This is a genomic window from Brevibacterium sp. LAARM3_SD1 (assembly GCF_057364765.1).
In genome coordinates this window covers 79,064-91,217 of record NZ_JBNFOL010000005.1, presented here as the reverse complement: position 1 = coordinate 91,217, position 12,154 = coordinate 79,064, and the positions used below count along the sequence as shown (strand labels likewise).

The following is a 12,154-nucleotide window of genomic DNA, read 5'->3' as shown; positions in this document are numbered from 1 at the left end:
TTGACGTTGAACAGAGACGTGTAGTTGACGGTATGTTCGCGTCGCCGCCGAACCGACTCAAACCCGAAGTGATCTGGCGCGACGATATGCCCGCGCGAACGCCGGCAAACAACAAAAAGTGAGGAGCAGTACTGATGACAGCAGTGAGGCTTGACGGCCGAGAAGCGTCGCAGGTGATCAAGACTGAATTGACCGAGCGAGTCGCGATGCTCAAACGCCAGGGAACAATCCCTGGCATTGCGACAGTGCTCGTAGGCGCAGACCCTGGATCGCGGCTTTATGTGAATATGAAGCACAAGCAGTCAGTGTCTGTCGGGATGAACTCGATTCAGCGCGAGCTGCCTGCCGACGCGAGCCAAGCCGACATTGAGACAGTCATCGATGAACTCAACGCCGATCCTGATTGTCATGGCTACATCGTGCAGCTGCCGCTTCCATCTCATATCGACACAAAGGAAGTGTTGGAACGAATCGACCCGGCCAAAGATGCGGACGGATTGCACCCGACCAACCTGGGCCGCCTTGTTCTGAACGTCAACGAGCCTATTCAGTCTCCTCTGCCGTGCACACCCCGCGGAGTCGTCGAGCTCCTCGAGCGTAACGGCTATGATCTGCGCGGCAAGCATGTGGTTGTCGTGGGTCGCGGCGTGACAATTGGCCGTACGATTGGGCTGCTGCTCACCCGACGTGCGATCAACTCGACCGTGACGCTCACACATACGGGAACGAAGGACCTCTCCAGACATTTACGCCAGGCCGATGTCATCGTGGCCGCCGCCGGAGTGAAGCACCTGGTAGGCCCAGAAGATGTGAAACCAGGTGCTGCGGTCCTCGACGTGGGTGTCACACGCGAGAACGATCCGACCGGCAAGAGCCGCATCTTTGGTGACGTGGACCCGGCGGTTGCTGACGTTGCTGGATACGTGTCTCCGAACCCGGGAGGCGTAGGCCCAATGACTGTCGCGCTGCTGCTGACTAACGTGGTCGAGGCCGCAGAGAGAACCTTCGACGCACACGAGGTGCAAGTCCAGCCGCGATAGAAGAATTGATCGTGATGCCCAGGGCGACAGCCCGCACCAAGGTTCGAGAGGAGACCACTACTCACCGTCACGCATGGATCGTCCTTCTTGTAAGTGGGGTCGTCGCCGCGATGCATGTGTGGAAACTACCCGGTGCACTCGCGTTCATCCGCACGGATCTGGGCATGAGTCTGGTCCAATCGGGCACTCTGCTCGGCATCGTCCAAGTCGGGGCGGCCCTGCTTGGACTGAGCGGCTCCATCGTAGCCGAGAAGATCGGACTGCGGACCACGATCCTCATCGGTCTCGCAACTCTGGCGCTCGGCTCATTAGTCGGAGCATTGTCTCAGGAGACCTGGCAGCTGATGCTCACACGAGCGTGCGAAGGAGTCGGCTTCCTTTTCGTCACGCTGGCGGCCCCTCCGCTGATACGGTTGAGCACCGAACAGGGCAGAGTGTCCCAGGCGATGGGCTGGTGGTCGGCTTTTCAGGGCATAGCCGTGTTCTTCGCGGTGCTGGTCTCTACAGTGCTGCTAGGTGGTCTCGAGTGGGTCAACTGGCAGGTCTGGTGGGTGATCATGGGGGCGGCATCTGCTCTCATGATGGTCGTCGTCATCAGGGCGGTGCCGTCTGACTCGGGGCATGCCCTGATTTCTGTTCCGCGCTGGCGTCGATCGGTTCGACATTGAAGACCCTGGTGCCGTGGGTCATCTCCGCCATATTCGCCTGCTATACGTTGCAATGGGGTGCGATTATCGGCTTCTTGCCCGATATCGTAGGGCATCAGGAAGGGGTCATGGTCGGTGTGGCCACTGCCGCTGTTGGAGGAGCCAATGGTGTCGGCAACGTCATCAGCGGTCAGCTGCTCAAGCACGAGGTCTCTCCTCGGCTGTTGGTTATCGTCGGAATGATCAGCATGATCGTAACGACCGTGCTGATCTTCGCCCCTGACTGGGGGAGTGTTGGTGGTGGCGAGTGGTTCCAGCTGATGATCGCTGTCGTCTTCTCCGGTGTTGCGGCATTCATTCCGTCGACGATCACAAGGATCGCCGTTGACGTTCCTTCACCTCATGGGTCGCCCTCGGCAGTGCTGGGACTGATGATCCAGGTCTACAACGCAGCCAACTTCATCGGCCCGATCGTACTCACTTCCATCGCGACCGCGGTCGGCGGCTGGCAACTGTCCTGGGTTATGACATCAGCAGCCGCTGTTCTCGGTGCTGTCCTTGGGGCGGTGTTCCTCAATCCCCGTCGTTTGAGGATCTCCTTCTCCTGAGTTGGATGACACGATTGACGAGTCTCTGCGTTCTGATCAGGGGCGGTCTGAAACCGCACGCTGGTGTAGATCGGATGGCGGGCTGCGTACCGTGCTCGATCAGTGTCGTTCCAGACGCCTATCGGTAAAGAACTCAACAACCTGGCCCAGGCCACCTAGTTGTCGTCGCCGTTAGGGGCAACGCACTAGACCATAGCCAATCGACAGCCGGGCGAGCTCCGACGGCGACATCTGCGGCATCCACCTTCACTGTCCGACCGTTGCCGAGTGTGACTCCTGTCAGCTTTCCGTTCCTCTCCTCGAACCCGCTGACTCCGTGGCCCAGTTCCATTTCGACGCCATGTTCGCGATGCAGCTCGGCGATCATTGGGCCAGCCTCGTCGCCCACGACGTTCTGCATCGGCAGGGTGAGTGGGGCGATCAAAGAGACCGTGTGACCGAGCGAGATAGACAGATGCTACCTCCGCGAAGCCAGCCCGATCACGGCGACGCGTGCGGCCTTCTTCATTCTAGTGCGCGGAGCCAGCGTGTCATCGAGAGTACGCAGGACGTGGACTCCTCGGAGATTGTGTCCGAACGGCAACTCTCGCGCAGTCACCCCGGTGGCGATGATCTGCCCGTCATAGTCATCCAAGTCGCCGGTCTCGAGTGTGATTATTCGCGCGTCAACCCCGAGACCGGTGACTATGCTTGAGAGGTGGATCGTCACGTTCGCAGTCGCGAGTTGTTCAGTAGAGCGCAAGTATGCCTTTTCAGCAACCACGTCCCTGTCAGAACCTGTTTCGACAGCGGCGGTCTACCATATGGCGTATGTCGTTCTTCACCAAAGATGCGGATCTCTCCGGTGTGTCCCTATGCGCAAAGTGCATCTGCTGATGCATTTGCCGCAGCCCCCGCGCCGACAATGACGATTCTCATGGTCGCAGGAGTCGGCACCACTGCGCGAGCACGCGGATGGCGGTTGCGGGGCACAGGGCTGCGGCCTCACCGATGGCCGCCAGAAGCAAATGATGACCGATGTTGCCTACCACACCAGTATGGGCTGAGCATTTCGCTTCAGGTGCCTACTACCCGCTTTTCCCGGCATGGATGAGAGATGCCCTCGCGTGAACCGAATAGTGACAGACGTCATCGTTCCGCAACACAGCATGGAAAGATTGCAGACTCCACTAGCCTTCGTGTTGATGTCGTTTTCGTCGTCCGCGACGTTAGCTTTCTCTTCGCCAGCGACCAAAACGAAATTACTTGAAGGTAGGACATTTAAGCTCGTTATGACCTACGCTCCGCCCGCGAAGCTGTCAAGGTCTCTAGCCAGTCTCTTCCGCAAATGTTTAAGGCAAAATATAACAGCGCAACCGCCGCGAACTTTGAAGATACGCCGACGTCGAACACATCGGCAGGTTGAAATGCCCGACATTTGAGTGGTGCGGCAGCCACGTCAAAGGGACAGAAGAGTCCTCTCACGGACGACCGCGATCCCGAGGGCCGTGGTGTGAGTTCAGTACGGAAGCACCGTTGCGGTCGGCAACTCTCAAATCCAAGACTGACCCAGCTTTCGAAGTGTATATCGGCCCGAACGCCCAGATCTTATGCAGATTTGCGTTACTACCCAAGAATGTTCTGGTCTGCCCCACCAGGGTCGAAGTTGTCCAAACTTGTTCTCGTACAATACGTGGTCCAGACGCATGATGAAGCGTGGACATTGGACGAAGGTGCGAAGCTATCAGATCCCTCGGAGACGGAATTCAAATGAACTGCCTGTGTCTGTCGGTATCAGGTTCAGTTCTCCGCCCATGAGGTCGACGAGTCCATCTGCGATTGCCAACCCCAGTCCCGAAGACCCGCCGCGCACGCCGGGCCTCCTACTTCGTGCTGAATCGCCGCGAACTAAACGGTCGAAAACAGTATTGCGGATCTCTGCAGGGATTCCCGGACCATCGTCCGTGATTGTGACAACTACGATCGGGGCCGGATCCGGGTTTCGCTCGTCCGCGACCCGGTCGGCCCTCACTTGCACCCTTGTACCTGGGGGCGTGTGAACGGAGGCATTCGTGAGCACGATCGACAGAGCCTGCCGTACCTGATCAGCAGCACCCCAAACTTCGAGTGCATCTGGGGGAAGGTCGATGACGATCGAATGCTCTGGGCTGAGCACATGCGCGTCTTCCACTAGCTCAAGGAGAAGAGCTGAGATATCAACGGCCTCTGCCTTCGTTGACTGCCTTCCCGCCTCCAAACGGGCAAGTAGAAGGAGATCGTCGACCAGGGAGGACATTCGCATGGCTCCGGCATCGATCTTCGACAAAGACGTTGCGACCTCGGTCGGCAGTCCCTCCCGATACGGACGGGTCAGGTCGGACCATCCTCGGATGGTCGCTACTGGGGTATGCAGCTCGTGAGATGCATCAGCAACGAATCGTCGCATCTGCATGGTTCCGCGATATCTTTCCTCGAGTGCCGAGCCCACATGGTCGAGCATTCGATTGACCGATGCGCCCACATCGCCGACTTCTGTTCCGGGAGTCGCCAGCTCAGAAGGAACCCGCAGCGCCAACTCCGGTTTGCCCGCGCCGAGCTCGAGATCGGCTACTTGACGAGCAGTCCGAGCGACGTCACGCAGATCACCCAACTGACGGCGGATGATGACAGCCATGAGCAGGGCAGTCGTTAGAACACCGATGGTCACAACAACCGCTGTGGTCCATGCCGTGCGTTCTAGAGCCGAATCGACATTCGTTTGGGGCACTCCATACACAGTGCGCGTGTCTCCGTCGTCGAAGGCGACGACCCGATACGAGCCGTACCCAGGGATCTCCACCGACTAGTGTCGAGTCTGCGAATCTGTCTGGACCGAGACATCTTCATCGTTGCTGCCATCGCCTGCTGCGAGGAGCGCCGTTACCGCAGTCTCAGTGAGGTTTTGAGGGTGATTTCGGCCAACCTCAGCGATGAGACCTTGTGTGCTGGTCTTGGAGTCGACAGCGACTAGGGCACCGTCCCCGACACCGGGCTGGAAGAGGATTTTCAGCGCCGAATCCACCTGCTCGGGCGATTGCGAGTCGAAGCCCGCACCGGGGCTTCTATCTGAGGTCAAACTCGGTCCGTGTTAGCTGCGGGAGAATCCAGTCATCCGCTCGAGCTGACTGTCGAGGTCGGACATCAGCGATGCCCTCACACTCAACCAGGATGCTGCTCCGATACCCACTCCGACGAGAACCAAGACCATGCTGGCGATGACGATCAACCGTGTCTGCAACCGCCAGCGGCGAAGAAGCCACCGTCGACGTCAGTGTGATCAGACGTCACAGGTCCGCCTTCAACATGTAACCGGCCCCACGCTTGGTGTGGAAGAGATTCGGCAGATCCGGGAACGGTGCGTCGATCTTCTTGCGCAGATATGAAACGTAGAGTTCAACGATGTTGCCGTTGCCTCCGAAGTCGTAATCCCACACACGATCGAGAATCTGCGCTTTCGACAATACTGCTCTCGGATTGTTCATGAACAGTTGCAGTAGATCGAATTCCCGGGCAGTGAGATCAATCGTGCAGCCGGAGCGGGTGACTTCACGTGAGCGCTCATCGAGTTCGAGATCACCCACGCGGAGAATATCGTGATCGATGGGCAGGATGAGTGCACTGCGACGTATCCTGGCCTCGATTCTGGCGAGCACCTCGTCGAGGTTGAACGGTTTCGTCACGTAGTCATCACCACCGAGCCTCAACCCTGTGAGTCGGTCATCGACCTCGTCGCGCGCCGATAGGAAGACGACCGGAGTCTCGATTCTCTCTCGGCGGATCTTCTCGAGCACCTCGAAACCATCGACATCGGGAAGCATGACATCAAGGATGATGACATCGAAGTCGTCCTTCCTGGTACGTGCCACTGCGTCACGCCCCGTCCCGACGCTCTTCGCGTCCCATCCCTTCAGTTGACAAGCCATGACAAGCAACTCGGCAAGGTACTCTTCATCATCAACGACGAGAATACGTGCCCGAGAATCCGGACTCTTCGCCGGAACACTCATGAACTCTTCACCTTCCTAACCGGGCCGACGCTATGACGCGGCGTCGGCCCGGCCGTTACGCTCAGTATTCGAACACGAACCAGACTCATTTTCAGCTTACGTTCGCCTGCCACCACTGGTGCCGTGAAGCCTGAGCCTTTCCTATCTGCCGCCAAACATTCCCGATGACGGTTCCGGAGCCTCGGCACTGATCGTCGACAGCTTCTCCTTGATGGAGGCCACTGCGGTCTGAGTCTCCTCGTCACCGGAGGCCTCTGCTTGCTCGGCGAGGGTCGAGAGCGTTTTGGTCGCATATCCGTTGTCGATCAGTTCGGAGTACAGGTCGGCATAGGCATCTTCGTAGAGCTGATAGAACTCGTCGTTATCCAAGAACCGCTCTTTCAGCACTCCGCTGCCACGACTCTGACTAGAGTCACCGTCGCCTTGGCTGCCGCCAGGACCGCCCTCGGGCATGCCCTGACCACCTTCCGGCATGTCGGGCATCTTGCCGTCTCCTACCTCAGCTCCTTCAGACTTCTGACCCTGGTCCTGATCGTCGTTCTGGCCGCCTCCCGGCATTCCGCCCATGTTCGACAGTGCCATGTTCAGGTCCCATGACAGGACTTCGAATTTCTCCGAGTCCGTGTCGTACCACAGATAGAAATTGTTCCCTGCCCCATCCATGGCGTCCCAGTTCGACAACAGCTCTTGAGTCGCCAGGTATTGAGCAAACGAGTCGACATCAAGATGGTCCTCGATCTCCTCGGCGAACTCGTCGTCATCGGATTCGTTGACGAACTTCAACAGTTCCATCACCGGTTGCAGGTCATACGAGCCTTCGGCGTTGATCTGTTTGAAAGACTCTTCGTAGTCGGTCGGATCTTCGCCGACGTAGTCGAACGATCCGCTCGCCCGCCCTTTGTAGAGAACACCGTTTCCGAGCGCGTCCGCCCACTGTGTGTCGGGAGAGTCGAGGACGAGCCTGGCTGCCGAGTCACTGCCGTTGACAGAGACCGACGAGAAATTGAACTCCTGAGTGGCCTGATCGGATTCAGCCGTCAAGCTCAACGCCAGTGCCTCATTCAAAGCCGTATCCGATCCGTTCGCAGCCGGCCGCAGCGCGACCTCGGTACGACCCTGATAGGCCCGACCATCTTCGAACTCCTCAAAACTGACCAGTCATGGCAGCTCCTCGGGGTGGTCTTCCGATAGTTGCACCATCTGCATGCCACCACCGGGTTCACCGCCCTCGTCAGTTCCACCACCAGCGGGCATGTCCGGCATTCCGTCCTCGTCGCCTTCTGGCATATCCGGCATCTGCCCGTCCTTGCCGCCGGGCATGGCCGAATCACCGCGCAGCGACATAAGGGTGGAATTGCCCTTCAGCCGCAAACCGACATTCTCGATAAGCGTTCCATCAATGGTCATATCCGCATGGATGAATTCCTTTTCACCCTCGTCCTTGAATGTCTCCATCATGTCTTTGTACTCAGACTCATTGAAGCTGATTTCAATCGTGTGGTTCGAACCGTCGAAGAGGTCTCCCGTCCCCTCGATATTGTTGGTGACTGTGTCTTCCGAGACCAACTCGGAGGTGATGAAGGGCCGGACTGTGTACGCGCCGAAGACCAGTGCCACTGCGATGAAACCGGCTGCAACTGCGGCCGCCGTCTTCCAGTAGTGACGTAATCTCACCGGCAGGCGATGGCGGAACCGGACCCGTTTATTCTCACCGCCTTGTTGGGGCGCATTCGACTGTGACGATTTCTTCGACATGTCACATGTCCGTCTGGTCGTATCCGGTCAGGACCGTTGCCTTCTGACCCACATTGACCGAGCGGAGTTGGGAGATGAGGTCATTGGGCTTGACGCCCTTCTTCAGTTTCGCCGTGTAGCTGTACTCCATCAGCGAGCCACCGCGAATGCTTTCTGTGCTGATGAGCTCGAACTCATCGGTCGAGGCGATGAGGATGTCATCGATGCGAGGTCCGTAGTCCCCGTCATCGGCAGGGACCTGGACCTTGACGACCTGACGCTGGACGTTGAGGCCGAAGAGATTGAACCGGTGCATGAGGAGAATGATCGCGCAGATGAAGACGGTCGCGATGATCGCCAGAGTGTAAAACCGTGTGCCACAGGCCATGCCAATACCCATGACGAGGAAGATGAATCCGACATCACGTGTTTCTTTGATTGCGTTTCTGAATCGCACTACGGATAGTGCCCCGACGAGGGCGAACGCTCGGGCGATGTTGGAACCGACGATGAGCATGATCAATGCTACGAGCATGCCGAGGATGATCAGTGTTTGGACGTAGCTCTGGCTGTAGCTGACGTTCTGGTGGGTCGCCCGATATACCCAGGCGATGACCAGGCTGCACGCGAAGGCCAAGAGCAGTGACAGCATCACGTCCCAGACGCTGAAGGTGCCGGATAGATCGGTCAGGCTGAAATCGAGGTTCATAAGAGGTTTGTTCCTATTCTGTAGAAATTGTTGGTGATACTAGGAGGCGGACATCGTGTTCGCCACATGCTGATCCTCAGGCACATGGAAGACAGATCGTGGAGCCAGTCCGTGGGCTTCGACGCTTTGGCAGTACTTCGAAATACGCTGGATCTGGAGGCCGTACCGGGCAGCCATGTCTGTGACCCAATATGGTGCGCGTTCGTTGATCTTGACTTCCATCACCGCGAGATCGGGCCGAATGATGTAACGGTTCTCGGTTTCTGACCTCAGATCGAAGTCACGGTCCCTGCCCCTGACCCGATGATCGAGAGTGACCCTCAAGCCCAGGTCCGCATCAGTTCCGACATAGGGTTCTCGTCGATACCCCGTCATCGCGATCGGACGCAGATCGAGGCGAATGATCAGATCAAGGACCTCGTCGATGAAGGGCTGATCGGCAGACCCTACGCTGATGTGTTCTCGACGGTCACACAGGGCAAGAGCCTGTTCATAGGGCAGAATGACTCTGCGTTTTTGTGTCACTCGGTTCACGCGCTGTTTGATCTCGACGGAGACAGACGATTGATCGTCGGTGGCGTCTCCGGTTTCGCCGTAGCGGCGTATCCGCAGCTTCCGCCGGAACTTCAGCCCCTCGATCTTTTCGTAGTAGAACCGCAACCGTGACGTGTCGTAGTAGACGCTCCACACGCCATATCCTCGAGGACCGGCATACGAATCTCTCGTCATCCGCTCATTGAGCTCAGCACGAATATCACCGACCTGGTCCGAGGGAACGAGATACTTCAACTCGTACCTGTTGAAAGCGTGTAGTCGACTCGGGGCGCGAAGTCTCTCCCCCTGGCCTTCGTGCTTCGCTGGATTCTTCGGTTCTGCTGTATCGGTGATCGTGCGTTCGCTGTTGTTGGATCCGATCTCATTAATATCAGTTCCTTCTTGTTGGCAATGCCGACACGATGAACTTATGGAAACAACCGATGAACAGAGTATGTCTAACCTGTGTCCAGGCTGTGCGATCCTCTGGATTCGAATCGCGACGAACTCCGGCCGGACGCCCTCGCCCGTGTACCCCTTCGTCTTAGGTTGAAAACAGGTGCTCCATGGGTGAGTCACAGGTTCGCATGAAGAAATAGGTACTCAAAGCTTCGCACCAGAAAACGAGGAGCAGAACGATGGATGAACCTACCATTCGAGCACCGCAGCATGATGGAACGCACCCAGGGAGCGCCCCGGCCACACGGCCCCGAAGATCGAGAACAACGCATGTGCTTCTTGCCATCGGCATGACTTGCGTCCTCACGGTGGTGGCAGCCTTCGGGATCTCCTACACAACGCAGGCGGCTACTCGCATCGACGATTTCAGTGCCGAAGACATACCTTTTCAGGACCAATCACTGAGAACCAGTCCTGGAGTGCAGGATCAACCTCAGGACTCGACACCGAACCCTTCCGAGGACAACCGACTGCCCGTTGGGCCAGAAGGTGGATCGACCTCCGAACAAGGGTAGCTCGACTCCCAGCCAGCCACAGAAGCTGAGTCCACTGGCGTTGTCCTCATAGAGACCGAACTCGGCTACCAGCAATCGGAAGCAGCAGGAACCGGAATCATCGTCGACAGCGAAGGCACGATTCTGACCAATAGCCATGTCATCGCGGACGCAACATCGATTTCCGTAACGATTGCAACGATTGGTCAAACCTATGAAGCCACCGTCATCGGGACAGACTCGACCGAAGACGTCGCCGTTGTACAGATCGATTCCACAACACCTCTTGAGCCAGCCACTATGGCCTCGGACGAGGTTGCAGTCGGAGATTATGTCACCGCTGTGGGCAATTCCGGTGGCACCGGAGAATTACAGGCCGCTGAGGGAACGGTCACCGCGACCGACGCAAGCGTGACCTCCACGTCCGAAGCAACCATGGAAACGGAATCGCTCGAGGGCATGATCGAAGTCGATGCCGATATCGTCTCAGGCGACTCCGGGGGCGCTCTTCTCAATGACGACGGAGAGGTCGTCGGAATGAACACGGCCGCGTCTCAGGGCAGCGCCGACATCACCGGATATGCCATCGCCATCGACAATGCACTCGACACCGCCGATGAGATCAGGCACGGAATCAGCACCGATACCAACACCATCGGCTATCCGGCGTTCCTCGGAGTCAGTGTCAGATCGTCACAGTCATCCTCCATCGAGAGCGGAGACTCACCCCTCGGCCCGGGCTCGAATCGCTCCCCCCAGACACAGTCCAGCAGTGACGAATCCGGGGCGAGCGTCATCGACGTGTATGAGAACATGCCTGCAGCGAATGCCGGCATACAGGAAGGTGATTCCATCACGCGTGTCGATTCGATTGAGATTACGAATGGTCAGCAACTCTCCGAAATCCTCGAACAACACCATCCCGGAGACCAGTTTGACATCACATGGACCAATTCCAGTGGCGAGTCCAACACTGCCTCAGTGATGCTCGAGGAGGGTCCAGCTAACTGACGACACTCGCCCTGCATCAGTCCTGACAGCCGAGAGTCCGTCCTTGGTCTTGCGTCCCTCTTTACGCTATGCGTTGGAGGAAATGCCAACGCACCATTGATGAACTTCCGCAGTTCCCACTCCATTGGTAGGAAACGTCGCGGCATCAGGCGGGTGCGAGAGTACGTGACACAGGTTCGAAACCGACCGTAGAATCATGCGACGTCTCTTGGACGAAACTCTCGACGTCGCGGAGAATCGCGGTGGTAATATCCTGGCCTCTTTGAAGCTGTCGGCTTCAACGGTCAGTTGCAAGTCGATGAGGTCGGGATGACTGCTCGGAGAGAAGGTCATATTGTGGACCGCAGGTACATGGGTGGCACTGCCAGGACGACTCTGATTGAACCAGCTGAGCACGAGGTCTCGGTTGGTATCACCGGAGATCTCGATCTCAACGGATACCGAGAAAAAGCCGCTTTTGTTCGGATCCTGGTTGAGCCGAGTCGTTGTCACGATCCCCTCCCGACCAAGAAGTCGCCCGACGGGGTCACCAGTCGTGCTTGTCTGCGCACCATTACAGTTGGCGCTAACTTAGACTCAAGCCTCGCCGTCACAATGCTTCGTTCGTCTCCCCGTGGGCGTCTTGTGAGTCCTTGCGGTGCTGTGACGATTGCACTCGACGACGTCGATGAACACAACCTAAGAAGTAGGGCAGGAGAAACTATTAGTCGATCTGCAGCGCTCAACCGATCGATGAGGGCAGGACTATCGCACGGAGGTTTCAACGGGGACGTCGAATCGATACATCTCGAATCGATACATCAGTGGTTCACCATTCGTGAGACCGACGAATTTGGGGCGACCTACGGGAGTGTAGCCGGCCTTCCACGCTTTGTCAGTGGCCTCGTCATCAA

At 57.6% G+C, this 12,154-nt stretch carries 12 protein-coding genes; 4 read left to right on the top strand and 8 right to left on the bottom strand.

The genetic code is table 11. The features are described from left to right. The first annotated feature begins 134 nt into the window (after nt 1–134). Genes AC2W7L_RS04375 through AC2W7L_RS04365 form a run of 3 tightly spaced genes read left to right on the top strand, consistent with a single transcriptional unit; the run spans nt 135 to nt 2,295 of the window. Nucleotides 135–1,040, top strand: coding sequence for a bifunctional methylenetetrahydrofolate dehydrogenase/methenyltetrahydrofolate cyclohydrolase (locus tag AC2W7L_RS04375; RefSeq protein ID WP_486003425.1), 906 nt, complete (start codon nt 135–137; stop codon nt 1,038–1,040). A 14-nt stretch (nt 1,041–1,054) separates the two neighbouring features. Continuing rightward, a complete protein-coding gene (locus tag AC2W7L_RS04370; RefSeq protein WP_486003424.1) occupies nt 1,055–1,708 on the top strand; it encodes an MFS transporter in 654 nt (217 codons plus the stop codon). Continuing rightward, nucleotides 1,705–2,295 (top strand): MFS transporter, encoded by a 591-nt coding sequence (locus AC2W7L_RS04365; RefSeq protein ID WP_486003423.1) that lies wholly within the window; start codon nt 1,705–1,707, stop codon nt 2,293–2,295. Before AC2W7L_RS04370 ends, AC2W7L_RS04365 begins: the two co-directional genes overlap by 4 nt. Before the next feature lie 133 nt (nt 2,296–2,428). Here AC2W7L_RS04365 and AC2W7L_RS04360 read toward each other — a convergent pair whose 3' ends face one another. The 8 genes from AC2W7L_RS04360 to AC2W7L_RS04325 all read right to left on the bottom strand — a co-directional run bounded on the left by AC2W7L_RS04360 (nt 2,429) and on the right by AC2W7L_RS04325 (nt 9,876). After that, nucleotides 2,429–2,743 carry an FAD-dependent oxidoreductase gene (locus AC2W7L_RS04360; protein ID WP_486003487.1) on the bottom strand — a complete coding sequence of 105 codons (315 nt, stop codon included), beginning with the start codon at nt 2,741–2,743 and terminating at the stop codon, nt 2,429–2,431. A 9-nt stretch (nt 2,744–2,752) separates the two neighbouring features. Then, a complete protein-coding gene (locus tag AC2W7L_RS04355) occupies nt 2,753–2,929 on the bottom strand; it encodes a hypothetical protein (protein ID WP_486003422.1) in 177 nt (58 codons plus the stop codon). Between the two features lie 1,089 nt (nt 2,930–4,018). Then, the gene (locus AC2W7L_RS04350) at nt 4,019–5,041 is read right to left on the bottom strand and encodes a sensor histidine kinase (RefSeq protein ID WP_486003421.1); all 1,023 of its coding nucleotides are present in this window, start codon (nt 5,039–5,041) and stop codon (nt 4,019–4,021) included. 556 nt (nt 5,042–5,597) lie between these two features. Beyond that, on the bottom strand, nt 5,598–6,320 hold the full coding sequence (locus AC2W7L_RS04345) for a response regulator transcription factor (RefSeq protein WP_486003420.1): 723 nt from the start codon (nt 6,318–6,320) through the stop codon (nt 5,598–5,600). Between the two features lie 141 nt (nt 6,321–6,461). After that, nucleotides 6,462–7,478, bottom strand: a complete 1,017-nt coding sequence (locus AC2W7L_RS04340; protein ID WP_486003486.1) for a CotH kinase family protein — start codon at nt 7,476–7,478, stop codon at nt 6,462–6,464. Then, nucleotides 7,479–8,075 (bottom strand): hypothetical protein, encoded by a 597-nt coding sequence (locus AC2W7L_RS04335; protein ID WP_486003419.1) that lies wholly within the window; start codon nt 8,073–8,075, stop codon nt 7,479–7,481. 1 nt (nt 8,076) lies between these two features. Continuing rightward, nucleotides 8,077–8,763, bottom strand: coding sequence for a DUF4956 domain-containing protein (locus tag AC2W7L_RS04330; RefSeq protein WP_486003418.1), 687 nt, complete (start codon nt 8,761–8,763; stop codon nt 8,077–8,079). Between the two features lie 39 nt (nt 8,764–8,802). Further along, nucleotides 8,803–9,876 carry a VTC domain-containing protein gene (locus AC2W7L_RS04325; RefSeq protein WP_486003417.1) on the bottom strand — a complete coding sequence of 358 codons (1,074 nt, stop codon included), beginning with the start codon at nt 9,874–9,876 and terminating at the stop codon, nt 8,803–8,805. 443 nt (nt 9,877–10,319) lie between these two features. Between AC2W7L_RS04325 and AC2W7L_RS04320 the strand changes: the two genes are divergently transcribed. Then, complete coding sequence (locus tag AC2W7L_RS04320; protein WP_486003485.1) at nt 10,320–11,261, top strand: S1C family serine protease; 942 nt, start codon at nt 10,320–10,322, stop codon at nt 11,259–11,261. Nucleotides 11,262–12,154: the final 893 nt, after the last annotated feature.

Bases quoted from the DNA above. Each gene is read 5' to 3' on its own strand.
- AC2W7L_RS04375 (WP_486003425.1), top strand. From the start codon at position 135: ATGACAGCAGTGAGGCTTGACGGCCGAGAAGCGTCGCAGGTGATCAAG.
- AC2W7L_RS04370 (WP_486003424.1), top strand. From the start codon at position 1,055: ATGCCCAGGGCGACAGCCCGCACCAAGGTTCGAGAGGAGACCACTACT.
- AC2W7L_RS04345 (WP_486003420.1), bottom strand. From the start codon at position 6,320: ATGAGTGTTCCGGCGAAGAGTCCGGATTCTCGGGCACGTATTCTCGTC.
- AC2W7L_RS04335 (WP_486003419.1), bottom strand. From the start codon at position 8,075: ATGTCGAAGAAATCGTCACAGTCGAATGCGCCCCAACAAGGCGGTGAG.
- AC2W7L_RS04330 (WP_486003418.1), bottom strand. From the start codon at position 8,763: ATGAACCTCGATTTCAGCCTGACCGATCTATCCGGCACCTTCAGCGTC.